Source organism: Aliisedimentitalea scapharcae (assembly GCF_045277565.1).
Classification (GTDB): domain Bacteria; phylum Pseudomonadota; class Alphaproteobacteria; order Rhodobacterales; family Rhodobacteraceae; genus Aliisedimentitalea; species Aliisedimentitalea scapharcae.
Genome location: NZ_CP123584.1, coordinates 2,710,479 through 2,732,874 on the forward strand (window position 1 = coordinate 2,710,479; position 22,396 = coordinate 2,732,874).

General features: G+C 58.6%; 25 protein-coding genes. 13 read left to right on the plus strand and 12 right to left on the minus strand.

Translation table 11 applies throughout. The annotated features are described in order from the left end of the window. From QEZ52_RS12725 to QEZ52_RS12750, 6 genes are all read right to left on the minus strand, one after another. Complete coding sequence (locus tag QEZ52_RS12725; RefSeq protein ID WP_406644727.1) at positions 1-315, minus strand: YbjQ family protein; 315 nt, start codon at positions 313-315, stop codon at positions 1-3. 1 nt (position 316) lies between these two features. Next, entirely contained in the window at positions 317-1,231 is a 915-nt protein-coding gene (locus QEZ52_RS12730) for an FkbM family methyltransferase (protein ID WP_406644728.1), read from the minus strand. A 30-nt stretch (positions 1,232-1,261) separates the two neighbouring features. After that, positions 1,262-1,471, minus strand: coding sequence for a hypothetical protein (locus QEZ52_RS12735; RefSeq protein WP_406644729.1), 210 nt, complete (start codon positions 1,469-1,471; stop codon positions 1,262-1,264). A gap of 67 nt (positions 1,472-1,538) precedes the next feature. Continuing rightward, positions 1,539-3,062 carry a Fe-S cluster assembly protein SufB gene (sufB, locus tag QEZ52_RS12740; RefSeq protein WP_406644730.1) on the minus strand — a complete coding sequence of 508 codons (1,524 nt, stop codon included), beginning with the start codon at positions 3,060-3,062 and terminating at the stop codon, positions 1,539-1,541. A gap of 15 nt (positions 3,063-3,077) precedes the next feature. Beyond that, a complete protein-coding gene (locus QEZ52_RS12745; protein WP_406644731.1) occupies positions 3,078-4,121 on the minus strand; it encodes a cysteine desulfurase family protein in 1,044 nt (347 codons plus the stop codon). Between the two features lie 59 nt (positions 4,122-4,180). Continuing rightward, on the minus strand, positions 4,181-4,639 hold the full coding sequence (locus QEZ52_RS12750) for an Rrf2 family transcriptional regulator (protein WP_406644732.1): 459 nt from the start codon (positions 4,637-4,639) through the stop codon (positions 4,181-4,183). A gap of 188 nt (positions 4,640-4,827) precedes the next feature. On the opposite strand from QEZ52_RS12750, the gene QEZ52_RS12755 reads away from it, so the two are divergent. Genes QEZ52_RS12755 through QEZ52_RS12765 form a run of 3 tightly spaced genes read left to right on the plus strand, consistent with a single transcriptional unit; the run spans position 4,828 to position 6,888 of the window. Further along, positions 4,828-5,481, plus strand: a complete 654-nt coding sequence (locus QEZ52_RS12755; RefSeq protein ID WP_406644733.1) for an alpha/beta hydrolase — start codon at positions 4,828-4,830, stop codon at positions 5,479-5,481. Between the two features lie 4 nt (positions 5,482-5,485). Continuing rightward, a complete protein-coding gene (locus QEZ52_RS12760; protein ID WP_406644734.1) occupies positions 5,486-5,728 on the plus strand; it encodes a hypothetical protein in 243 nt (80 codons plus the stop codon). Beyond that, a complete protein-coding gene (locus QEZ52_RS12765; RefSeq protein ID WP_406644735.1) occupies positions 5,725-6,888 on the plus strand; it encodes an HD domain-containing protein in 1,164 nt (387 codons plus the stop codon). Before QEZ52_RS12760 ends, QEZ52_RS12765 begins: the two co-directional genes overlap by 4 nt. A gap of 157 nt (positions 6,889-7,045) precedes the next feature. On the opposite strand, the gene QEZ52_RS12770 is transcribed toward QEZ52_RS12765, so the two are convergent. The 3 genes from QEZ52_RS12770 to QEZ52_RS12780 are packed head-to-tail and all read right to left on the minus strand — an operon-like array spanning position 7,046 to position 9,366. Further along, the gene (locus QEZ52_RS12770) at positions 7,046-8,107 is read right to left on the minus strand and encodes a methyltetrahydrofolate cobalamin methyltransferase (protein ID WP_406644736.1); all 1,062 of its coding nucleotides are present in this window, start codon (positions 8,105-8,107) and stop codon (positions 7,046-7,048) included. A gap of 9 nt (positions 8,108-8,116) precedes the next feature. After that, positions 8,117-9,043 (minus strand): methylenetetrahydrofolate reductase, encoded by a 927-nt coding sequence (locus QEZ52_RS12775; protein WP_406650461.1) that lies wholly within the window; start codon positions 9,041-9,043, stop codon positions 8,117-8,119. Between the two features lie 26 nt (positions 9,044-9,069). Beyond that, on the minus strand, positions 9,070-9,366 hold the full coding sequence (locus QEZ52_RS12780; RefSeq protein ID WP_406644737.1) for a virulence factor: 297 nt from the start codon (positions 9,364-9,366) through the stop codon (positions 9,070-9,072). A 290-nt stretch (positions 9,367-9,656) separates the two neighbouring features. On the opposite strand from QEZ52_RS12780, the gene QEZ52_RS12785 reads away from it, so the two are divergent. The 3 genes from QEZ52_RS12785 (at position 9,657) to QEZ52_RS12795 (ending at position 12,287) form a co-directional block, all read left to right on the plus strand. Then, positions 9,657-10,307, plus strand: a complete 651-nt coding sequence (locus QEZ52_RS12785) for a sulfotransferase family 2 domain-containing protein (protein WP_406644738.1) — start codon at positions 9,657-9,659, stop codon at positions 10,305-10,307. 74 nt (positions 10,308-10,381) lie between these two features. Continuing rightward, positions 10,382-11,494 (plus strand): Ppx/GppA phosphatase family protein, encoded by a 1,113-nt coding sequence (locus QEZ52_RS12790; protein ID WP_406644739.1) that lies wholly within the window; start codon positions 10,382-10,384, stop codon positions 11,492-11,494. Positions 11,495-11,570: 76 nt separating this feature from the next. Further along, the gene (locus tag QEZ52_RS12795) at positions 11,571-12,287 is read left to right on the plus strand and encodes an RlmE family RNA methyltransferase (protein WP_406644740.1); all 717 of its coding nucleotides are present in this window, start codon (positions 11,571-11,573) and stop codon (positions 12,285-12,287) included. 19 nt (positions 12,288-12,306) lie between these two features. On the opposite strand, the gene QEZ52_RS12800 is transcribed toward QEZ52_RS12795, so the two are convergent. The 3 genes from QEZ52_RS12800 to QEZ52_RS12810 form a co-directional block, all read right to left on the minus strand. Continuing rightward, positions 12,307-12,504 (minus strand): hypothetical protein, encoded by a 198-nt coding sequence (locus tag QEZ52_RS12800; protein ID WP_406644741.1) that lies wholly within the window; start codon positions 12,502-12,504, stop codon positions 12,307-12,309. A 96-nt stretch (positions 12,505-12,600) separates the two neighbouring features. Then, complete coding sequence (locus QEZ52_RS12805) at positions 12,601-13,464, minus strand: YihY/virulence factor BrkB family protein (protein WP_406644742.1); 864 nt, start codon at positions 13,462-13,464, stop codon at positions 12,601-12,603. Further along, positions 13,451-13,915, minus strand: coding sequence for a potassium channel family protein (locus tag QEZ52_RS12810; RefSeq protein WP_406644743.1), 465 nt, complete (start codon positions 13,913-13,915; stop codon positions 13,451-13,453). The genes QEZ52_RS12805 and QEZ52_RS12810 overlap by 14 nt, the downstream gene beginning before the upstream one ends. A 152-nt stretch (positions 13,916-14,067) precedes the next feature. Between QEZ52_RS12810 and QEZ52_RS12815 the strand changes: the two genes are divergently transcribed. From QEZ52_RS12815 to QEZ52_RS12845, 7 genes are all read left to right on the plus strand, one after another. Next, positions 14,068-14,724 carry an ABC transporter ATP-binding protein gene (locus tag QEZ52_RS12815; RefSeq protein ID WP_406644745.1) on the plus strand — a complete coding sequence of 219 codons (657 nt, stop codon included), beginning with the start codon at positions 14,068-14,070 and terminating at the stop codon, positions 14,722-14,724. After that, the gene (locus QEZ52_RS12820; protein ID WP_406644746.1) at positions 14,721-17,144 is read left to right on the plus strand and encodes an FtsX-like permease family protein; all 2,424 of its coding nucleotides are present in this window, start codon (positions 14,721-14,723) and stop codon (positions 17,142-17,144) included. Before QEZ52_RS12815 ends, QEZ52_RS12820 begins: the two co-directional genes overlap by 4 nt. Next, positions 17,134-18,186: a lipocalin-like domain-containing protein gene (locus QEZ52_RS12825; protein WP_406644747.1), complete on the plus strand. Its 1,053-nt coding sequence runs from the start codon at positions 17,134-17,136 to the stop codon at positions 18,184-18,186. The genes QEZ52_RS12820 and QEZ52_RS12825 overlap by 11 nt, the downstream gene beginning before the upstream one ends. A gap of 193 nt (positions 18,187-18,379) precedes the next feature. Then, a complete protein-coding gene (locus QEZ52_RS12830) occupies positions 18,380-19,246 on the plus strand; it encodes an FAD binding domain-containing protein (RefSeq protein ID WP_406644748.1) in 867 nt (288 codons plus the stop codon). After that, positions 19,243-19,722 (plus strand): (2Fe-2S)-binding protein, encoded by a 480-nt coding sequence (locus QEZ52_RS12835; RefSeq protein WP_406644749.1) that lies wholly within the window; start codon positions 19,243-19,245, stop codon positions 19,720-19,722. The genes QEZ52_RS12830 and QEZ52_RS12835 overlap by 4 nt, the downstream gene beginning before the upstream one ends. A gap of 1 nt (position 19,723) precedes the next feature. Then, positions 19,724-22,003, plus strand: a complete 2,280-nt coding sequence (locus tag QEZ52_RS12840) for a xanthine dehydrogenase family protein molybdopterin-binding subunit (protein ID WP_406644750.1) — start codon at positions 19,724-19,726, stop codon at positions 22,001-22,003. A gap of 55 nt (positions 22,004-22,058) precedes the next feature. After that, positions 22,059-22,247, plus strand: a complete 189-nt coding sequence (locus QEZ52_RS12845; protein ID WP_406644751.1) for a hypothetical protein — start codon at positions 22,059-22,061, stop codon at positions 22,245-22,247. Positions 22,248-22,396: the final 149 nt, after the last annotated feature.

Consider the following 22,396-nt stretch of genomic DNA (forward strand, 5'->3'; position numbering starts at 1 on the left):
TCAGCCCAGAACCACCGCAGTTCCGCTGGCCGACACCATCAGCATCGACTGACCGACCACTTCGTAATCCAGATCTACTCCGACCACTGCATTCGCCCCCTTGGAACGGGCACGGTCCTCCAGTTCTGCCAACGCGGTTTCGCGGGCATCTTCGAGCTTGCTTTCATAGGCTCCGGACCGCCCACCAACGATATCAGTGATCGACGCAAATACGTCCCGCACCACATTGGCCCCCATAATGGCTTCGCCCACGACGATGCCTTTGTACTCGGCAATCTGATAGCCTTCGACGGATGGGGTGGTTGTAATGATCATGTCAGTTCTCCGCAAACATCCAAGGAGGTAATTTGTCCAGAAATTGGCCAGGTGCCTGGGGATCCACAACTTCGCGGTCCACCAGCGCATCAAGACAGAAAACGGTCAGATCAAAGCTTCCAAAGACACAGGCCGACGCCATGGCCAGCTGTTTGATCTGTTCGTCGCTCCAATCGTCAATGGTTTCGGGATTGCGAATGTATACGGCGTCGCCATCTATCAATTGGTTCCGGAACACGGCGTTTTTCATCCGCTTGCGCTGTGAGTTTTGAACAACAGTGGATTTGGCGAAGACCAATTTATGCAACACATAGCCTTGATCGTGCAGCTCGACATCCACAGGACCCCACAAGGGTTCTCCTTCATACATGCGATAGAACCGCACTTCGGGAATGACACTGACAGCTTGGGACATCTTTTGACGCCCGGATTGAAAAACATCCAACTCTCCGCCCTGGATATCAATTTTCAAAACATCCGGCTTGGGAAGCTCTTCATCACTGAGATCATCCAGTGCAGTTAACGCAATCTCGATGCCGTCCACATCCCCCTTGTGCCACCCGGGTTTGCCCAGAAACGAGACGGACTCTTGCCGGATCGGATACAAGGACCCCAGCCCAGATTGCGGATGCGGATAGAATGTACCCTGGCCGGTCCGCCCGATAGCCCGTTGCAGATAGTGGGTGTTGGGCACCGGATCCTGGGTCAGGGCATCAAAGGCGGATTGCTCGGGCTCAAAGCCCCAGACCTCGCAGCCCCCGAGTTTCAGCAGACCGTCATAATCTGGTGTATTGATCGGATTTGCGCCAACGTCGGCAATCCGCAGTCTCCGCTGGGGAGACATGACCGATTGCAAAAACTCCACCCGGCGTGCCAGCATCTTCTGGCTACGGGGTTGCGGCGCTTCCCGGTTCATGCGCTTGACCTCATGTTTTTGGCCATCCTGTCACCGCACTCGGCCGATCAGATTGACAACAATCCGCGACACAAGCCATCCAGCGATGGCCCCAATACCAATCCATAGAACCGGGTTATTGAACTCTTTTGGCGTCAGATTCACATAGACAACCCCCAGAACCCCACCAAGAACCGGCAGGGCAAAGGGCGCAAAAGAAACAATTTTCTGCGACAAGAGTTGTTTCGTGGTCTTGGCCATGGGACTTTCTTTTCATTCTTGGTTCGCCCGGCCAACAGGGCCGGACGCATGGGTGGTCACGTCGGGGTCAGCCCACCGACCCTTCCAGAGAAATGGCAACCAACTGCTGGGCCTCCATGGCGAACTCCATCGGCAATGCCTGCAGCACTTCCTTGCAGAACCCATTCACAACCAGCGCGACGGCTTCTTCTTCGTCCATCCCGCGTGACCGGCAGTAGAACAGCTGGTCATCATCCACCTTGGATGTGGTCGCTTCGTGTTCAACCCGGGCCGAATTGTTCCTGACTTCGATGTAGGGCACTGTGTGGGCCCCGCATTTGTCGCCGATCAACAGGCTGTCACATTGGGTATAGTTACGCCCGTTCTGCGCCTTGGGGTGCATGGATACCAGACCACGATAAGTGTTCTGGGCCTTGCCCGCGCTGATACCTTTGGAAACGATGCGCGATTTGGTGTTCTTGCCCAGATGCACCATTTTGGTGCCGGTATCGGCCTGCTGCATGTTGTTGGCGATGGCGATCGAATAGAATTCGCCCTGGCTGTCGTCGCCGCGCAGGATGCAGGACGGATATTTCCAGGTCACGGCGGATCCGGTTTCCACCTGGGTCCACATCACCTTGGACCGGTCGCCCCGGCAATCGGCGCGTTTGGTGACAAAGTTGTAAATCCCGCCCTTGCCGTTTTCATCGCCCGGATACCAGTTCTGGACAGTTGAATATTTCACCTCGGCGTCTTCTTCGATGATGATCTCGACAACAGCGGCGTGCAGCTGCGCAATGTCACGGGCGGGCGCGGTACAGCCTTCCAGATAAGAGACATAACTGCCCTTGTCCGCGATGATCAACGTGCGTTCGAATTGGCCGGTGTTTTCCGCATTGATGCGGAAATAGGTGCTCAGCTCCATCGGGCAACGCACGCCTGGCGGCACATAAACGAATGACCCGTCCGAGAACACGGCCGTGTTCAACGTGGCATAATAATTGTCGCTGACCGGTACAACGGTGCCAAGGTATTTGCGCACCAGATCCGGGTATTCGCGGATTGCCTCGGAGATCGAACAGAAGATCACACCGGCCTTTTTCAATTCGGCCTGAAATGTGGTGCCGACAGAGACGGAATCAAACACCGCATCCACCGCGACCTTGCGCCCTTCGGCAGGTGCATTTTCTGCGCCTTCGACCCCGGCCAGGATCATCTGTTCCTTCAGCGGAATACCCAGCTTTTCATAGGTCGCCAACAATTTGGGATCGACCTCGTCCAGAGACTTGGGTTTGACCTCCATGGATTTTGGGCGGGCATAGTAATACTGATCCTGGAAATCGATTTCCGGATAGTCGACCATCGCCCAGGTCGGCTCTTCTTTTTGCAGCCAGCGTTCATAGGCCGCCAGCCGCCATTCGGTCATCCATTCGGGTTCTTCGTTCTTTTCGGAAATCAGCTTGACGATATCCGGAGACAACCCCTTGGGGGCGTACTCCATCTCGATTTCGGTTTCCCAGCCGTATTTATAGGCTCCGCCAACTTCGCGCACGGCATCGACGGTATCCTGGTCAACGCCGTCTTTCACTTGTGTCTGGTCCAAAGCGGCCATGTTCGTCTCCTGCACTCACGCCACGCGGGCGCGATGTTTCTTTTCCTTGGCGCGCCACGCATCCGCAAAGCGCAGCACATCATCATTCGAAATACCCGGCCCCAGCGATACGCGGATCGCGCTTGAGGCCGTCGTCATGTCATATCCCATAGCAGTCAGCACCGTGCTGGCCCGGACCTTGCCGCTGGAACAGGCGGATCCTGCGCTGATCGCAAATCCTGCCAGATCCATCTGCATCACCTGGGTTTCGCCCTTCCATCCCGGCGTGGCAAAGCACGAGGTGTTGGGGAGCCGTGGCTGATCTTTCCCGACAAAAATAGTCTGATCAGCGCCAGCCACAAGGGCATTCTCCATATTATCGCGGATCTGCGCCACTTCTTCCCAGACACCATTGGCCAGGTCCTGGGCGGCCGCCTCGGCCGCAGCGCCAAAGCCGGCGATCCCGATCAGGTTTTCTGTGCCAGAGCGGCGCCCCATTTCCTGTCCGCCACCGCGAATCTGTGCGGCAAGATCAGTGCCCCGTTTGATGACGACCGCACCAATTCCCTTGGGCCCACCCAACTTGTGCGCAGAAATCAACGCCATCTCGGCACCCAACCAATTGAATGCCACAGGCAGCTTGCCAAAGGCTTGGGTTGCGTCCGTCACGGCCAACCCATTGGGCAGCGTCTGAATGATGCCGGTTTCCGAATTGGCCAGTTGCACCGTGGATTGGCTGGGAACAGACACCTCAACAGATCCGTTCGGTGAAACGGATAAACTTTCATCAATCCATGCTCTTACAGCGTCATGTTCAACCTGGGATCCCTGCAGATTTCGCCCAGACAAGGCCAAAGATGCGCCTTCGGTTGACCCGGACACAAACACCACATCCGCACCATCGGCCCCAAAAGCGGCCGCGATCTGCGCGCGGGCGCGTTCGATGACACCCTTGGCCTGACGCCCTTCGGCATGCACCGAAGATGGGTTGCCTACCACGTCCATGGCCGCATTCATTGCCGCGCGCGCCTCTGGGCGCAGCGGAGCCGTGGCGTTATGATCCAGGTAAACACGTTTCATGGATGCATCTTTTTCATCAGCCCAAAGTTACACGCATCAGCCAAAGTCAGTTGCGTCATTTAATCATCCACCACCGAAAACAGGGTTGGCACGGCTGGACAGGGAACCAGATCATTCTTGATCACATCCGACAGGCGGGTCTGATGCAGAAACACATATACATGCGCGCTCAACCCTTCCCACAGACGGTTGGTCAACGATTGCGCCCGGCTGCCAGACAAAGCTCCGGTCGCCCCCGCCCCCTTGTGCATCGCATCCACAGTTTCATCGACCGCCGATAGAATCTCGACAACCCGAATTTCGGATGGAGACCGCGCCAATCGGTACCCCCCACCGGGACCACGAACGGATTCAACCAATTCGGCCCGCCGAAGTTTGACAAACAACTGCTCAAGATAGGGCAGCGAAATGTCCTGCCGCCTGGAGATTTCGCCCAGTGCTACAAGATGATCCTGTGGCTGCAAGGCGATATCAGCCAGCGCCACCATGGCATAGCGACCTTTTGTCGACAGCTTCATCTTGTTTTCCTTTAGAACCCGGTATTTTGCGCGAAAACATTGACCTCACGCCCATCAGTGCGTATCTCACCCTGACGGGCCGATATCAATCGGTAACGGCTCCATTTAGAAACGTTCTAAGGTGTCTTAGGGTATTCGTCAAGAATGTCCCGCACACCTCCCGAAAAAGAGACAGGACCCACCGCCCCATGCCCGAGGTCATCTTTCCCGGACCCGAAGGCCGCCTTGAAGGCCGCTATCATCCGCAAAAAGAAAAAGACGCCCCCATTGCAATCGTGCTGCACCCGCATCCGCAGTTCGGCGGAACGATGAACAACAAGGTCGTCTACAATCTGCATTATGCGTTTTACAACATGGGCTTTACCGTGTTGCGGTTCAATTTTCGCGGCGTGGGCCGCAGCCAGGGTGAATATGACCAGGGCATTGGTGAATTGTCCGACGCAGCGTCGGCGCTGGATTACCTCCAGTCGATGAACAGCAATTCCAAACATTGCTGGGTGGCCGGGTTTTCATTCGGAGCCTGGATCGGTATGCAACTGTTGATGCGCCGCCCTGAGATCACTGGCTTTATCAGCGTGTCACCCCCGGCCAACATGTACGACTTTTCGTTCCTGGCACCCTGCCCCAGCTCGGGTCTGATCATCAATGGTGCGGCCGATCGGGTGGCCCCGCCCGCCGATACCGTGTCGCTGGTCAACAAGCTGCATGAACAAAAGGGCATCACCATCACGCACCAGGAAATCGAAGCCGCCGACCACTTCTTTCAGGGAGATCACATGGATACGATGGTGGGCAATGTGACGTCCTACGTCAAACAGCGCTTGACCGAAAACACCCGCTGATTCCATGGGCACAATCGAAACGCTGGCCGCCAAACTGGCCGAAGACACCGTCAAGGTGATGGACGCCACCGGCGAAGATCGCCTGTATGTCGAAGTCGGCGACGTTCTGGCAGCCGCGTCTCAATCGCTCGAAGAGGCCTATCTGACCGAAATTCGGGTTCGATTGGCCGAGCGCACCGCCCGGCGTTTCCTGAACAAGAAAATCGCCGCGGCCAAAGCATCCGTCGCCAACAAGGGACAGCCGTGACTGCGCGGCTGGACGCCCAGGTCGCTTTTTTGCTGGAATGCGACCGCCTGAAATCGGTGGACCGCGCCAATCTTCTGCTGGATGGATCTCGCAGGGAAAACTCGGCCGAACACAGCTGGCACCTGGCGCTTTACGCCCTGATCCTGGCCCCCTTTTCTGGCGATGCCGTTGATGCCCTGCGGGCCATGCGCATGTTGTTATTGCATGATCTGGTGGAAATCGACGTTGGGGATCACCCAATCCATCTGGACACGGATTGGAGCGCTGTTCAACAGGCAGAACAACAGGCGGCGGATCGTCTCTTTGGGCTCTTGCCATCGGAACAGGGGGCCAACCTGCGGGCCCTGTGGCAGGAATTCGAGGATGACCGGACCGACACTGCCCGATTTGCAAAGACGCTGGACCGCTGCCAGCCCATCTTTCAAACGCTCTGCGCCGACTCTCCCCCCTCAGATCATGTCGCCATTGTACGTGACAATCTGACCAGCGGGCGCGCGGCAAATCTTTGTCAGGAATTCCCGGCCGCCCATGCCCATGCGTGTCGATTGCTCGGAACACACCCCTCCGGGGCCGCGGCACCGCGCGACGAACCATTTGGCAGGCGACTGGACTTCCTCAACGAAGCGGATCAATTGAAACAGATCTACCGTGCTTCGCGGCTTGCGGATGGGTCGCGGCGTGAAAACTCGGGCGAACACAGCTGGCACATCATGATCTATGCGTGGGTTTTGCAGGAATATGCCGCCCCCAATGTAAATCACGATCGCGTACTGCAAATGCTCCTGATTCACGACATTGTCGAAATCGACGCCGGGGATAACCCGATCCACGGACAGGTCGATCACGATGCGGTTGCGGCCCTTGAACAGGCCGCAGCGGATCGTCTGCTCGGGTTGCTGCCAGACGACCAGGAACAGCAACTGCGCGCGCTCTGGGATGAATTCGAAGCAGCGCAAACGGCGGATGCACAATTCGCCAAGGCCGTTGACCGGTTTCAGGTGCCCGTATTGAACCTGAACAACGGTGGCGGTACCTGGCGCGATTACAAGGTAACGCTGACGCAAATGGAACACCGTGTTGGTGTCCCAGTCATACGCGGCGCGCCTGCGCTTTGGGAGTGGCTGTACCCGCAACTGGGTCCGGCCCTGGCCGATCTGTAACCCGACCCGGCTTCTTTCTGGTTAAAAATACCGCGGGGGAGACGCGCGTTTCGCGCGGCGGGGGCAGCGCCCCCACCTCGACCTGACGCTATCCGACACTGAAACGAAAAAGGCCGGGCGAAACACCCGGCCTTTTGCAATCTGTTCCAGAACCGGATCAGGCGCGACGGCGACGCCCACCGGCGCGTCCACCGCGACCCCGGGTTTCTTCGCCCTCTTTGGCAGGGGCCTTGTTGAATTTGATCCACTCACCCCCATGCGGGTCATTGTTGGTCAGGAAATTCGCTGCACGGATGGCTTCCATTTCCTTGCCAGCGCGCGATTTGGTGGAGCCCAGACCGAACATCTGGCAGAATGTCTCGTCGTCCATGTCCGCAGGCAGGATGATACCCGATGCTTCCACTTCGGCGCGTTTCTCAGCGATCTTCTTGGGACCGGTTGGCAAAGCGACCGGGTTCATGATCGCGGATGTCATGCCCGCGCCCATGGCCATCGGCAGGAAGGCGTTGTTGATGCCGTGACGATTCGGCAGACCGAAAGAAATGTTGGACGCACCACAGGTGGTGTTCACACCCAGTTCCTCGCGCAGGCGGCGCACCAGCGCAAACACCTGCAAACCGGCTGTCCCCATGGCACCAACCGGCATCACCAGCGGGTCGACCACGATATCATGGGCCGGGATTCCAAAATCGGCCGCACGCTGCACGATCTTCTTCGCGACTTCAAAACGGACATCGGGATCTTCCGAGATACCGGTGTCGTCGTTCGAGATTGCCACGACGGGAACATTGTACTTCTTGACCAGCGGCAGAACCAGCTCCAGGCGGTCTTCTTCGCCTGTGACCGAGTTCAACAGAGGACGACCTTCGGCAGCGGCCAGGCCAGCTTCCAGTGCGCCAGGAACCGAGCTGTCGATACACAGCGGAACGTCAACCAGCCCCTGCACCATTTCGACGATCCTGGTCATCAGCGGCGGTTCGGTTTCATTGGGGTTCGGGTTCGAGTTATACACCACACCCGCATTGATATCGAGAATGGTCGCCCCGGCAGCAACCTGGGCCAGCGCATCTTTTTCCACGGTGGAGAAGTCACCGGCTTCCAGCTCGGCAGCCAGCTTCTTACGGCCGGTCGGGTTGATCCGTTCACCGATCACACAGAACGGCTCGTCAAAGCCCAGGACCGCTGTTTTTGTTTTTGATTCTACGACTGTACGGGTCATTATTGATCCTCAGGAATTGACCGGCTTTGCCGAAGCGCCGCCATTGTTGATTGCCCAGTTGGCGTTGGTTTTGATGCCACCCAACGGGAAGAAGTGGACATTGGTGATGTTAAAGTCCGGGTTGGCGGCCTTGTGGGCTGCCAGTTCGGTCAGAACATCTGTCGGCTCATAGGGCAGGAGCAGCTTGGACACGTCCATCGCGCGCTTTTGCAGAACCTTCAGTGACGGGCCAACACCACAGGCGATGGCGAATTTGATCAGGGTCTGCAGTTTTGCCGGGCCCGCGATACCGATGTGGATCGGAATATCGACGCCTGCGGCTTTGACTGCATTGGCCCATTCAATGATTGGTCCAGCTTCAAAGGCGAACTGGGTTGCCAGTGCCATCTTGGCATCGGTGCGCTCGGAGAACTGCTGTTTCCACTGCAGTGCTTCGGCAACGTTTTTGGTCGATCCATCAGGGTCGATGTCCTTGTTGCCTTCGGGGTGTCCCGCCACATGCAGGTTTTCAAACCCTGCCTTGTCGAACAGGCCGGTTTCCAACAGCTGCATCGAGCTGTGAAACGCACCATGCGGGTTGGCAACACCGCCTGCCAGCAGCAACGCCTGCTTGACGTCGGCTTCGCCCTGATAGCGGTTGATCCAATCGGCCAGTATGGCCTGGTCCTTGATGATGCGCGCGGGGAAATGCGGCATCACCGGGTAACCCTCGGCATTCAGGCGCTTGGCCGTGTCCACCATTTCTTCGATCGGGGTGCCTTCGATATGGGCGATGTAAACCCGCGTGCCTTCGGGCAGCAGGTCACGGAAGCTGTCAACCTTGGCCGCGGTCCGGGGCATGACTTCGATCGAATACCCCTGCAAAAGGGCTTCGACCTGCGGGTTGACGGGCTGTGCGCCAGCGGCGTCACGTTTCTTGAAGTTCAACAAAGCCATTGCGGCCTCCCAAAAAGATGTCAGGCTCATGCCCATCCGTCATTCGCGATCAGCACCTTGAGGCGATCCTGATCATATTCCGTTTCCAGGCGGACAGCTTCAGCCTCTGCCACTTCGGCGGGATCTCCCTCGACCGAAACTGGCGCGGCCTTGCGCCATTCTGCCAAATAGGCATCCGCGTCCTTGGCGTTGACCTTCATCGCCGCTCGGTCGATCGCCTGTTCAAAGCGTTCTTCCAATTGACGCTTGGCTCCGCGGCGTCCCTTGCCCACGATGACCTGGGCTGGAATGTCGCGCCAATATACGATTGTGACGTCGGGCATTGCTGGAATCCGTCCTCTTTAGCTGGTGGTCCGGTTCTAATGCGGTGCGCACAGTTTCAATGGTCGAATTTCGACAACACAGTCCTTGAGAGCGACCTTTTGTATGCGGTGGTGTTTTATTCGCATCCTGAATGGATGGCCACCGGGTGCCGGGATCATTCTGTTCAACATGATGATGAGTCTGACAGCACTGTCACCCGCCCCCCTATTTTTGCCCGGTGGGGCACGGGACAGGGAATGTTGACAATCGAAATGGGACAGGAAAAACTGTCGAAAAATGAGCAGGACAAATGGTAATTTCGGTAGAAAAGTTCGGGGTGGTCTATGCGGCCGTCCCAAAGGCCGGGTGTTCGTCGGTCAAAGCGATGCTTGCGGATCTGGTTCCCGAAGCGGTTTCAGATCAAGGCGGTGCAGACAGGGAAGCCGCCCATCACGCTGCCTTTCAAACCCGACGGTGGCGGGGCGACAAACTTCTTGCGCTTCCTGACGCGTTTCGGTTCACGGTCGTACGCGACCCGGTCAAACGGCTGATGTCAGTTTACACGGATCGCGTTGTCGGCAGGAACGATCTGTACAACAGCCGTCGATTGCGCCGTCAAAGCGAATTGCCGCTGGATCCGGACCCTGACATGTTTTTTGGAAATATCCAACGGTACGCATCCTTGTCTTCGGTCATCAAGCACCACGTTTTTCCCACCTCTATGTTTACCGGCGTTGATCTGAGCCTGTATGACAAGGTCTATCGAACCAACGAGATGGCCCAAGTGGCGCTGGACCTCAGCGCCCATACCGGGATTTCGCTCTCCTCCAAACACGCCAACAAAAGCAAAGCAAAACTGGATTTCAACGACCTAAAGCCCGAGACACAAGATCAGGTGCGGGCTTTTCTGGCCGAGGATTACGATCTTCTCTCTGACTATTTCGACAATCCGTTCGCCTGAGGCCTACACAGCTTGCGGTCTGGGATTGCCGTGCCTATTGTCAAAGGTAACACGATAATCGGAGGGCGTGAATCATGGCGCCCAAGCGTCCCAAAGGTGCGGGCGCATTCCCCAGAGCGGTCGAGAGCCCCGCGCCAAAACAGCCCGACCCCGACGCGCTTTACGCGGCGTTGGATCTGGGTACGAACAGTTGCCGAATGCTGATTGCCCAACCCAAGGGCAGCGGCTTTCATGTGGTGGACAGCTTCTCCAAATCGGTGCAGCTGGGTGCCGGGTTGGAACGAACGGGCCGCTTGTCCCGTTCGTCGATGGCGCGCACCGTTCAGGCGCTGCGCATCTGTCAGCAGAAACTGAAACGCAACCGGGTGCGCCGGATGCGCCTGGTCACCACAGAAGCCTGCCGTCGGGCCCGCAATTCCCGTGAATTCATTCGCCAGGTAAAACGCGAAACCGGTTTGACGCTCGAGGTTATCCAACCCGAGGAAGAAGCCCGTCTGGCAGTGATCTCTTGTGCACCACTGGTCAGCACCAAGACCGAGCAGCTATTGGTGGTGGATATCGGTGGTGGGTCGACGGAATTGGTGTGGATCGACATTTCGTCTGTGCCGCGGCGCGACCGCCCATCAGCGATCATGCGGCTGCACGCCGGGTTTCACCCCGCCGAAAGCCCGTTTCCCGCCGCCAAGGTGGTCGATTGGATTTCGGTGCCCTTGGGGGTTGCCACCCTGCGTGATCAGTTCAATGACGTCGAAGACGATTCTGCACGCTTTGCGTTGATGAGTTGGTTCTTTGAAGAAAACCTGGCCGATTTTGCACCCTACAAGGACGAACAGGCCCGCGCCGGGTTCCAGATCGTCGGCACGTCAGGCACGGTGACAACGGTTGCGGCAACGCATCTTGGGCTGAAACGGTATGACCGAACCAAAGTGGACGGGCTGCGCATGACCAGCGATCAGATCGACAAGGTCATCCGCGGCTATCTGGATCTGGGTCCCCTGGGGCGACGCAAGGATCCGCGGATCGGCGAAGACCGGCAGGCGTTGATCATGTCTGGTTCTGCGATCCTTCAGGCGCTATTGAGGTGCTGGCCGACAGATCGTCTGTCCGTGGCAGATCGGGGACTGCGCGAGGGTTTACTCTATGCCCAAATGAGCGCAGATGGCGTTCTGGAAGACGGGCCCTTCTGAAAGCTCGCCACATTCTCTATATATGCGGGACCGATACCTCGATCTCCGGCCCAGACGACGACACAGGTGACAGACCATGGCAAAGACTCCCAGCGGCAAGAACAATTCCGGTCGCGGATTGCGTGACCTGACGGTCAAGGTCAAAACCGCCCGTGGGCGCACGCTCAGCTCGACCCGGTGGCTGCAACGACAATTGAACGACCCCTATGTCAAACGTGCCCAGGTCGAAGGGTATCGTGGTCGCGCGGCATTCAAGATTATGGAGGTGGACGACAAGTTCCGCTTTTTGGTTCCAGGTGCCCGTGTGGTCGATTTGGGTTGCGCCCCGGGCGGCTGGTGTCAGGTCGCTGTCAAACGGGTCAACACCTTGGGCGAAAAGCCCGGTAAAAAGGTAGGCACCATTTTAGGCGTCGATCTGCAAGAGGTTGAACCGCTGGCCGGTGCCGAATTCCATGTTCTGGATTTCATGGCCGATGACGCCGATTTGCAAGTCAAGGAATGGCTGGGTGGCAAGGCCGATGTGGTGATGTCCGACATGGCAGCTGCCAGCTCCGGACACAAACAGACCGACCATTTGCGGATCATCGCCCTGTGCGAGGCGGCCGCCTATTTCGCCTTTGATGTGCTCGAAGAGGGCGGCACCTTTGTTGCCAAGGTCCTGGCTGGTGGGGCCGAAGGCGAGCTGCAAAAGCTCCTGAAACAGAAATTCACCAAGGTCGGCTATATGAAACCGCCCTCGTCGCGGTCGGACAGTTCCGAAAAATTCGTTGTCGCCATGGGATATCGCGGCTGACCTGTGTTTCGTCTCGGTCTCAGGACGGTCGGGGCGGACCCCACGACTGATTGGCGCGCTCCAGGAACTGGCGGTGTGTCTGACTGACCGGACTTCTTCGACGTTTCTTGAACTTCAACCGCGATGAAATCCGGTCCGACAGGTTTTCCTGTCGGATCAGTTCGAACAATTGCGCATGACGTGGTGGCGCAGTCTCATCAAAATTGGCAGCTGGCATGACAGTCTTTCCTCGGCAGCGGCAGACAGGTTAGCCCACAGCCGTAAACAAAGACTTTGCGCCAGCCATGACGCGAAAAAGGCAATTTGTTGCCGGTCAGGCCGACTCCTGGTTCGGGTCTTCCTGTAACAACGCACCGTTGAATTCCGCCCCCAGGATCAAGATCGCCGCATTCAGGTACAGGAAAATCAATGCCGCCATCGCCCCGGCCAACCCGGCATAGGTGGCGGAATAGCTGGCGAACTGCGCGATATAATAGGCAAACCCCCAACCGGCCAGCACCCAGAGCACAACAGTGAGGATCACACCCGGAAAAATCTCCCGGATTGTATGGCTGTGACCCGGCAGCCAGCGATGACACGCCAGAACAGCCAAAATCGGCGTGATCGCAATCATGCCTCGGCTCAGGTTGTCTGATGAAAACACCTCTGTGACCTCATCAGGAAAGGCGGCATTCAGCAGGCTGGTATACAATGGCAAAGCCAGTTCCAGCACGGCAATAGCCAGAACCCCTGCCCCGCCGGCCATGACAAACCCCATGCACACCAACCGCGACCGCCAAAAGGGGCGCGTATCGTCTTCGTGATAGGCCTGTGTCATGGCAACACGAACCGCATCCACCCCGTTTGAGGCAAAATACAAAGTCAAAATCCCACCAATCGTCATCAGCTTCGACCCCGAAGCGGACAGCACCGCATTCAGTTCCGACACGATTGGTTCGGAAATCTGGTCCGGCCAGGCACCGAACACCAGATTGATCATGTCCGCGCGCTGGACGTCCGTGGACCACATTTCCGCGACCGCCCCGGACAGCGCCACGGTGAACAGGACAAAGGGAAACAAGGCCAACATCATCGACATCGCAACATGGCTGCTCATTACCCAGCCGTTCTTGCGGTTGAACCGGCCAAGCGCCGAAATCAGCGCACGCCAATAGACCGACGGGTCATTTGTGGTCATGTTCATGGTCTCCTGACCCTATGTGCATGGTCTGGCGCAGGGCCTGCCCCAAGACGGCCACCAGAAAGGCGGTGCTGATTCCAAAGGCCAACAGGCCGGTAACGGCGGAAAAGCCGCCAAAGATCCTGAGCCCCGGCCCCAGGACAACATCGCCATACCCCAATGCGGTATAAGAGATCAGCGAGAAATAGACCGCCGTATTCCAATCCGGCAAGGCTCCGCTGAAAACAAACGCCACAGCCCAGACCCAGACCTGTAATGAATGTGCCAACAGGATGAAGGCCAGAGAGGTCAGCAAAAGCACCGCGTTATGGCCGATGGTCATTATCCCCAGCAAACGCTTGCCCAGCCACTGAAGAACAGAAATGCACACCAGCAACAGGGTGCCTTCAATCAGCAAGCAGATGCACAGATATAGAGATCCCCACAACAGTTGATGGAGCAAAGTCATGTTGGGCCTCCGGATTGGCCTGAATGTGTATCGGGGTTGCGGACGTCGCGACACCATGGCGGCAATGGTCACTGGACAGAAACGCATTTGAACCTATTGATGTAAAGGACCATTTCTTTGCAGGATCCGCAAGTCGGTGAAGGAAAGCCCCAATGTTGTTGTCGGTTCGAAATGTGACCAAGACCTATTCCGGCCAGAACATGGGGCGGGCGGTTCTGAGGGATGTTTCGCTGGATCTCGCGGCCGGAGATACGCTGGCCCTGACTGGCGAAAGCGGGTCCGGGAAATCGACCCTGCTGCATCTGGTCGGAGCATTGGACACATTTGACAGCGGCGAGATTACTTTGATGGGCCAGACCTATGGCGCGTTGGGCGACACAGGGCGTGCGGCACTGCGTCGACAGAGTCTGGCGCTGGTGTTTCAACAGTTCAATCTGATCCCGTCGCTAAGCGTTCTTCAGAATGTCACCTTTCAGGCGCGGCTGGCCGGGCAGCATGATCAGGCCTGGGTCAATCAGCTGATCGACCGATTGGGGTTGTCCGACCTGACCGACCGTTTCCCCGAACAATTGTCCGGCGGCCAACAACAGCGGGTCGCCATCGGGCGGGCCTTGGCCCCCCGGCCACAGTTGCTTTTGGCTGACGAGCCAACCGGAAACCTGGATGAAACGTCCAGCCAGGCCGTGCTGGATCTGATGCTGGATCTGGTTGCTGACAGCGGTACAGCCCTGTTTCTTGTCACCCATTCACAGCAGATCGCGAACCGGCTGAACCGCAGGCTGCATCTGTCTGGCGGCCATCTACAATGATCCGGGTTACGCTCCTGGGCTGGCTGTCCTTGTGGCGCCGCCACCCCGGTCAGCTGGTGCTGCTGATTCTGGGCATGGCCCTGGCGACGTCGCTCTGGTCGGCGGTACAGGCCATCAATGGCGAGGCAAGGTCAAACTATGACCGGGCCATGTCCCAATTGGGCAGCGTGGATCTGGCGGCGCTTGTGCCCAAGGCCGGAACATTGCCCCTGTCGCAGTATGTGGCATTGCGCAGGACCGGGTGGAAACTGGCTCCGGTGCTCGAAGGGCGATGGCGGCTGAACCGGGACAGTTATAACCTGATCGGTGTGGATCTGTTGACGCACCCGCTCTTGCCGGTGCTTGCAATGGAATCATCCACCGGACCGGCCAATCCCGGCTCTGCCTTGGATATCCTTCGCCCACCCGGGCGGCTGTTTGCCGGACCCGATCTTGAACAGGAATTGTCAGGCATCCCGAATATACCTCCGGTCACATTCAGCGATCGGGTTCCAGCCGGAACCATTCTGGGTGATATCGGGCTGGTCGAAGACCTGCTTTCCAAACCTGGAGAGATCTCGCGGGTGCTGATCCTGCCGGATCAAATCCCTGGCCTGCCGTCGCTGGAGCAACTGGCCCCGGATCTGAAGCGGATCGAACCGGACCAGGTGGGAGCTGCGGCGCGGCTGACTGACAGCTTTCACCTGAATCTCAGCGCCTTTGGGCTGCTGTCGTTTGCCGTCGGGCTGTTCATCGTCCATGCCACCATCGGGTTGGTGTTTGAACAGCGGCGTGGATTGGTACGCAGCCTGCGCGCCATGGGTGTGCCTTTGCGCGGTCTTGTCCTGTGCGCTTTGGGCGAACTTCTGGTGCTGGCACTGGTCTCCGGGGGATTGGGGCTGGTCCTGGGGTATCTGATCGCAGCGGCATTGTTGCCAGATGTCGCCGCCACCCTGCGCGGATTGTATGGCGCGCCGGTTCAGGGCGGGTTGACCCTGCGCCCGTCGTGGGTGGCATCGGGATTGGCCATGGCGCTGGGGGGCACGGTGATTGCCAGCGCCCAAGCCTTGTGGAAGCTCGCCCATTTGCCGTTGTTGTCGGCTCCCGGTCAACAGGCCTGGGCGCGAGTATCTGGTGTAACGCGGCGCTGGCAGGCCAATTCAGGTGTTGCGCTGGCAGCCGCAGGAGTGGCCGTGTTCATGTTGTTTGACGGATTGATCGCCGGGTTCGCTTTGTTGGGTGGCACGATGCTGGGCACCGCGCTCCTGTTGCCGCCTGTGCTGTCTGGCGCGTTGCGTGTTGGGTCGCGCAGTGCCAAATCCGCGCTGATGGAATGGGTCTGGGCCGACACACGGGCTCAGGTACCTGCCCTGTCGTTGGCATTGATGGCGCTGTTGCTGGCGCTGGCCACCAACATTGGGGTCGGCTCTATGGTGTCCAGCTTTCGTCTGACCTTTCTCGGCTGGATGGATCAGAGATTATCAGCCGAAATTTACGTGACCGCCCGAACCGATGCCCAAGGTCATGCCCTGCACCGGTGGTTTGACGACCAACAGGTCACCGCGCTGCCAATTCGCTGGTCCGAAACGGCCGTGATGGGTGAGCTGGTGCGCATTTATGGCGTGGTCGACGACCCGAGTTACCGTGAAAATTGGCCGATCCTGACTGCAAACGACGCGGCCTGGGACAGGGTGATGGCGGACAACGGCGTTCTGGTCAACGAACAGTTGGCGCGCAAGCACGGGCTGTGGCCAGGGGCCGATCTGAAGCTGGGTCCCGACTGGATGGTACCCGTGGTCGGGGTATACTCCGATTACGGCAATCCCAATGGCCAGGTCATCGCCGCGCTGGAGCGTCTGTTGGAAGAGTCTCCGGACCTCCCGATCCGCCAGTTTGGACTGCGCCTGCCCCAATCTCAGGTGGCAGGAATGATCCAACGCATCCGATCCGAGTTTGACCTCCCGGCGGGCGCGTTGGTCGATCAGGCCCAAATAAAATCCAGGTCGCTCGCGATCTTTGACAAGACCTTTGTGGTGACGGGGGCCTTGAACGTCCTGACTTTGGGCGTGGCCTGTTTCGCAATGTTGACCAGCCTGTTGACCGTCTGGCGCCAGCGCCAGCCACAGCTGGCTCCGGTTTGGGCCATGGGCGTGACCCGCCCCGTTCTGGCCCGGATCGAAATCTTGCGCAGTGTCCTGTTGGCCGCGCTGACGTCGATCATTGCGTTGCCGTTGGGGCTGGTGCTGGCCTGGGTGTTGTTGACGATCATCAATGTACAAGCCTTTGGCTGGGCCTTGCCAATGTATCTGTTTCCCGGCGATTGGCTGCGGTTGTTCGGATTGACGATTTTGTCGGCGATCCTCGCAGCTGCGTGGCCTGCGTTAAAATTGTTGCGCATCGCACCGGTCGATCTGCTCAAGGTGTTCGCCAATGAACGTTAAGCTGATGCGCCTTCTGGTGACCTGTCTGGCGTTCCTGATGCCACTGGCGGCCCTGGCCCAAGGGTTCGCTGGTCTTGGCACACAGGCGGACGGCTTTGCCATACCGGATCGCAGCACGGTTCTGAGGTTTCCACAGGATCACGGAGCACATCCGCAATATCGCATTGAATGGTGGTATCTGACCGCGAACCTGCGGGATGATACGGGCCAGGCGTATGGCGTGCAGTGGACCCTGTTCCGGTCTGCCCTGCGCCCGGATGACACGCCGGGATGGAAGAACGGTCAGCTCTGGATGGGCCATGCCGCGCTGACCACTTCTGACCAGCACTATGTGGCAGAACGGTTGGCCCGTGGTGGCATCGGGCAGGCCGGTGTCACGGCAGTTCCGTTTTCGGCCTGGATCGACGAATGGCAGATGGCCGGAGCGACCTTGGACAACGTATCTTTGCGGGCCAGCGGGTCAGAGTTTTCCTATGATCTGTCCCTGCAGGCACGCGGGCCATTGGTATTGCACGGCACGCACGGCTATTCGGTCAAATCCGCGTCGGGACAGGCCAGCCATTACTATTCACAACCGCGCTATGAGATTACGGGCACTGTGACCACACCACGCGGGCCGGTTGCCGTGTCAGGTCAGGGGTGGTTTGACCGCGAATGGTCCAGCCAGCCATTGGATCAGGACCAAACCGGCTGGGACTGGTTTTCGCTCAGTCTGGAGGACGGCAATAAACTGATGGGGTTTCGGCTGCGCGGACAGGACTCTGTGTTCACATCGGGCACCTGGATCGGAGCAGACGGCACCACGGTTCCCCTGCTCCCCGGACAGTTTCAGGCCCGGCCATTGAACTCTGTCCAAACCGCAGGCCGGTCCCTTGCGACCTCCTGGCAGGTCACGGTGGAGACTCGAAACCTGGATCTCAGAATTGACGCTCTGAATCCTGATGCCTGGATGGACACGTCCTTTCCGTATTGGGAGGGACCGGTCCAGATCAGCGGCAGCCACAGCGGAAGCGGGTACCTGGAAATGACCGGATATGAATGAAAATCTGGCCATTCAGACAGATGTTTCCCGATTTCCTTGGACACCTCACCATCCATGGGATGCGCAGATTTTTTGAACCGGTGTGGAAAACGTCCAAAAGATGTCGCCTTTAGATGGACGCGCCTTCGTCCTTCCCCTAACCTCACGCCTCGAAGCCGTCGCAAGACAACAAATCGCAAGCCGAGGTTCGTGAATGGATTACCATACCCCAGCCAGTTTCAAGGACGCAGTCGAGCTGGCCGCCAACAGTGACGGGATCACCCGTTTTCTGGCCGGTGGCACCGACGTTCTGGTGCAATTGCGCGCCGATATCGTCACCCCTGATACCCTGATCGACGTCAAACATATCCCCGGTGTGCATGACATTACCCGTGCTGCAGATGGCGGTTGGACCATCGGTGTAGCGACCCCGGGTGCCGAAATGTCCGAACACCCGGAACTGGGACAGGATTGGCCCGGTGTGGTCGAAGGCATGGACCTGATCGGATCGACCCAGGTTCAGGGCCGTGCCACATTGGTTGGCAACCTGTGCAATGGATCGCCTGCTGCGGATTCGGTCCCGGCCCTGGTCGCCGCAGGGGCCACCGTTTCGGTGACCGGACCCAACGGTGACCGTACGGTTGCTGTCGAAGACATTCCAACAGGCCCGGGTCGCACATCGCTGGCCAAGGGTGAGCTGGTGAACGCCGTTCATCTGCCGGCCCGTGGCGACAACGGCGGTGACGCCTATCTGCGGTTCATTCCGCGCACCGAAATGGATATTGCCGTTGTGGGCTGTGGCGTGAACCTGCGCCTGGACGGGGATACCATTGTCGAAGCGCGCGTGTCGCTGGGTGCCGTCGCCCCCACCGTGCTGCTGGTGCAGGACTGCGCCGATGCGATCATTGGCACGACGCTGGATGACGCCGCATTGGACAAACTGGCCGCGGCTGCATCCGCCGCCTGCAATCCGATCACCGACAAACGCGGAACCATTGAATTCCGCACCCATGTGGCAGGTGTTCTGGCCCGCCGCACCGCCAAGATCGCCTATGATCGCGCAAAGGGAGCCGCAAAATGAGCAAGATCCACGTCAGCGCCACAGTGAATGGCGACTCCGTAGAATACCTGTGCGACCCACGTGAAACCCTGTTGGACGTGCTGCGCGACCGCCTGAACCTGACCGGAGCCAAGGAAGGCTGTGGCACCGGCGACTGCGGAGCCTGTTCGGTGACGCTGGACGGCCGTCTGGTCTGTTCCTGTCTGGTGCTGGGTGCCGAAGCCGAGGGCAAGGAGATTGCCACCGTCGAAGGAATAGCCGATGGCGACGTCCTGCACCCGTTGCAGCAGAAATTCATCGACCACGCGGCCCTCCAATGTGGCGTCTGCACACCGGGCATTCTGGTGGCGGCCAAATCGCTGCTCGAAAAGAACCCCGACCCCACCGAAACCGAGGTCCGGTACTGGCTGGCCGGCAACCTGTGTCGCTGCACCGGATACGACAAAATCATTCGTGCCGTCATGGAAACGGCAGCAGACATGCGGGAGGCTTCGTAATATGGCTTTGGACGAATACAAACCCCAAACCGGCGGTGCCGAGTTTGATGAAAATGCCAAAGACTTCAACCACGTTGGCACGACTCCCAACCGTCCCGACGGGTTGGACAAGGTCACCGGCCGCGCCCGTTTTGGTGCCGACACCCAGGCACCGGGCATGTTGTTCGCGTCAATCGTGCGGTCGCCCCATGCCCACGCGCGTATCGTCAAGATCAACACCGACAAGGCCGAAGCACTGGAAGGCGTCAAAGCCATCGTGACCCGTGCGGATTTTGCCACCGGTCTGACCGGTGAATATGGCTATGTCCTCGAAAACGTCATGGCGGGCGAAAAAGCCCTGTATGACGGGCACGCAGTTGCAGCCGTCGCCGCCACATCGGCGCTGGCAGCACGCGATGCCGCCAAATTGATCGAGGTCGAATACGAAATCCTGCCGCATGTGACCGATGTCGACGCCGCCATGCAGGATGGCGCGCCGGTGATCAATGCCGACTACGCCGATGAATCAGTGCCCGCAGGCATGCATCCCAATGTGGTCCGCACCCACGAAAGCGGCCATGGCGATGTCGATACCGGTTTTGCCGAAGCGGATCTGGTGGTCGAGGATCATTTCACAACCGAGGCCACCCACCAGGGGTATATCGAACCCCACGCCTGCCTGGCGTCGCTGGGGATGGATGGCAAGGGCGAGCTGTGGTGCTGTACCCAAGGCCATTGGTATGTGCAGAAACATTGCGCCGCGCTGCTGGGGTTGGAAACCTCGCAATTGCGGGTGACTGCGTCCGAGATCGGCGGCGGTTTTGGCGGCAAGACCACCGTGTTCATCGAACCCGTCGCTCTGGCGCTCAGCCGCAAGGCCAACCGCCCGGTGAAACTGGTGATGAACCGTTCTGAGGTGTTCCGCGCCACTGGCCCGACGTCGTCAACCTCGATGGACGTCAAGATCGGCATGAAAAAGGACGGCACCATCACGGCTGCCCAGGGCGTCTTTCGCCTACAGGGTGGCGCGTTCCCCGGTGCGCCGATGGAATTCACCGCGATGTGTGCCTTTGCACCATATGACCTGAAAAACGTCAGTCAGCTGGGCTATGACGTGGTCAGCAACCGCCCGAAACAGGCCGCTTACCGCGCGCCCGGATCACCTATGGCGGCCTTTGCCGTTGAATCCGTGATTGACGAACTGTGCAACCAATTGGGGTTGGACCCGGTCGAAACCCGCCTGAAAAACGCGGCCAAAGAGGGCACCAAAGCCTCTTACGGACCACGGTTTGATCGGATCGGCTTGGTGGAAACACTGGAAGCGGCCAAGGCCCATCCGCATTACTCCGCCCCGTTGAAACCGGGTCAGGGTCGAGGAATTTCCTGTGGGTTCTGGTTTAACCACGGCGGAGAAACCTCTGTTTCTCTTTCACTTTCCGAAGATGGCACCGCACAGGTTTCGGTTGGCACCCCCGACATCGGCGGCTCGCGCGCCTCGATGGCGTTGATGGCGGCCGAAGTTCTGGGCATCCCGTACGAAAACATCCGGGTGACCATCGCCGATACCGCCACACTGGGCTATAATGACGTCAGCCATGGCTCACGCGTGACCTATGCCAGCGGTCTTGCCACCATCAAGGCAGCCCGGGCAGCCGTTGAAAAAATGTGCCAGCGCGCTGCGCAGCATTGGGGCATCCCCGAAGATGCAGTGAAATGGGAAGACGGCTGTGCCGTTCCATCGGGTCCAAACGCAGGTGACTTCGATCCCCTGCCCCTGGCCGATATCACCGCCACCATGGGCCAGACCGGCGGTCCGATTTCGGGTCATTTCGAAGCCACGCCCGAAGGAGCTGGTGTTTCCTTTGCCACCCATATCGTGGATGCCGAGGTCGATCCGGAAACCGGAAAGACCAGCGTCAGCCGCTATACGGTGATCCAGGACGCAGGCAAGGCCATCCACCCCACCTATGTGGAAGGTCAGTATCAGGGCGGTGCCGCACAAGGTATCGGTTGGGCGCTGAACGAAGAGTACATCTATGGTGAAGATGGCCGGTTGCAGAACTCGGTGTTTCTTGACTATCGGATCCCTGTCGCTTCGGACCTGCCGATGATCGACACGGTCATTGTCGAAGTTCCAAACCCAGGCCACCCGTTCGGTGTGCGCGGTGTTGGTGAAACCTCGATCTGCCCACCACTGGCGGCCATTGCCAATGCGGTGTCGGCTGCTGCTGGTGTGCGCCTGCGGTCGCTTCCGATGTCGCCGCCAAAGATCCTGTCCGCGCTTGGCACCCATGACGCCTAAGGTTCAGGTCCATCTGTGGTCGGCTCTGCGCAGACACACAGATGGGCAGGAAATTGTGGAGGTTACGGCCTCCACCACCGGTCAGATGTTGACGGCACTGCGGTCCGAATACCCGGGGCTGGGTCCTGTCATCGATGCAGGGGTATCTGTGGCAATAGACGGTCGGATCTATGCCACCAGCCTGACCCAGACGGTTGGGCCAGAGAATGAAATCTATCTGATGCAGCGGCTAAAAGGCGGGTAGCGTCACGGGGTCTTGCCCCGGTGCCAATGGCAGCTCGGCCGGGAAATTCCCCCCGAACATTTAGGTCAGAGAACGCTGGGATCGCCTGTTCAAAAACAATTTGAGTTCGCGAAATCCGCCCCACCTTATGAACAGGCAGGGCGGATTTT

Bases quoted from the DNA above. Each gene is read 5' to 3' on its own strand.
- QEZ52_RS12785 (WP_406644738.1), top strand. From the start codon at position 9,657: ATGGTAATTTCGGTAGAAAAGTTCGGGGTGGTCTATGCGGCCGTCCCA.
- QEZ52_RS12730 (WP_406644728.1), bottom strand. From the start codon at position 1,231: ATGAACCGGGAAGCGCCGCAACCCCGTAGCCAGAAGATGCTGGCACGC.
- QEZ52_RS12745 (WP_406644731.1), bottom strand. From the start codon at position 4,121: ATGAAACGTGTTTACCTGGATCATAACGCCACGGCTCCGCTGCGCCCA.
- sufB (WP_406644730.1), bottom strand. From the start codon at position 3,062: ATGGCCGCTTTGGACCAGACACAAGTGAAAGACGGCGTTGACCAGGAT.
- QEZ52_RS12755 (WP_406644733.1), top strand. From the start codon at position 4,828: ATGCCCGAGGTCATCTTTCCCGGACCCGAAGGCCGCCTTGAAGGCCGC.
- QEZ52_RS12795 (WP_406644740.1), top strand. From the start codon at position 11,571: ATGGCAAAGACTCCCAGCGGCAAGAACAATTCCGGTCGCGGATTGCGT.
- QEZ52_RS12760 (WP_406644734.1), top strand. From the start codon at position 5,486: ATGGGCACAATCGAAACGCTGGCCGCCAAACTGGCCGAAGACACCGTC.
- QEZ52_RS12735 (WP_406644729.1), bottom strand. From the start codon at position 1,471: ATGGCCAAGACCACGAAACAACTCTTGTCGCAGAAAATTGTTTCTTTT.
- QEZ52_RS12790 (WP_406644739.1), top strand. From the start codon at position 10,382: ATGGCGCCCAAGCGTCCCAAAGGTGCGGGCGCATTCCCCAGAGCGGTC.
- QEZ52_RS12775 (WP_406650461.1), bottom strand. From the start codon at position 9,043: ATGGCTTTGTTGAACTTCAAGAAACGTGACGCCGCTGGCGCACAGCCC.
- QEZ52_RS12750 (WP_406644732.1), bottom strand. From the start codon at position 4,639: ATGAAGCTGTCGACAAAAGGTCGCTATGCCATGGTGGCGCTGGCTGAT.
- QEZ52_RS12825 (WP_406644747.1), top strand. From the start codon at position 17,134: ATGAACGTTAAGCTGATGCGCCTTCTGGTGACCTGTCTGGCGTTCCTG.
- QEZ52_RS12810 (WP_406644743.1), bottom strand. From the start codon at position 13,915: ATGACTTTGCTCCATCAACTGTTGTGGGGATCTCTATATCTGTGCATC.
- QEZ52_RS12770 (WP_406644736.1), bottom strand. From the start codon at position 8,107: ATGACCCGTACAGTCGTAGAATCAAAAACAAAAACAGCGGTCCTGGGC.
- QEZ52_RS12815 (WP_406644745.1), top strand. From the start codon at position 14,068: ATGTTGTTGTCGGTTCGAAATGTGACCAAGACCTATTCCGGCCAGAAC.
- QEZ52_RS12835 (WP_406644749.1), top strand. From the start codon at position 19,243: ATGAGCAAGATCCACGTCAGCGCCACAGTGAATGGCGACTCCGTAGAA.
- QEZ52_RS12725 (WP_406644727.1), bottom strand. From the start codon at position 315: ATGATCATTACAACCACCCCATCCGTCGAAGGCTATCAGATTGCCGAG.
- QEZ52_RS12840 (WP_406644750.1), top strand. From the start codon at position 19,724: ATGGCTTTGGACGAATACAAACCCCAAACCGGCGGTGCCGAGTTTGAT.
- QEZ52_RS12780 (WP_406644737.1), bottom strand. From the start codon at position 9,366: ATGCCCGACGTCACAATCGTATATTGGCGCGACATTCCAGCCCAGGTC.
- QEZ52_RS12820 (WP_406644746.1), top strand. From the start codon at position 14,721: ATGATCCGGGTTACGCTCCTGGGCTGGCTGTCCTTGTGGCGCCGCCAC.
- QEZ52_RS12800 (WP_406644741.1), bottom strand. From the start codon at position 12,504: ATGCCAGCTGCCAATTTTGATGAGACTGCGCCACCACGTCATGCGCAA.
- QEZ52_RS12805 (WP_406644742.1), bottom strand. From the start codon at position 13,464: ATGACCACAAATGACCCGTCGGTCTATTGGCGTGCGCTGATTTCGGCG.
- QEZ52_RS12830 (WP_406644748.1), top strand. From the start codon at position 18,380: ATGGATTACCATACCCCAGCCAGTTTCAAGGACGCAGTCGAGCTGGCC.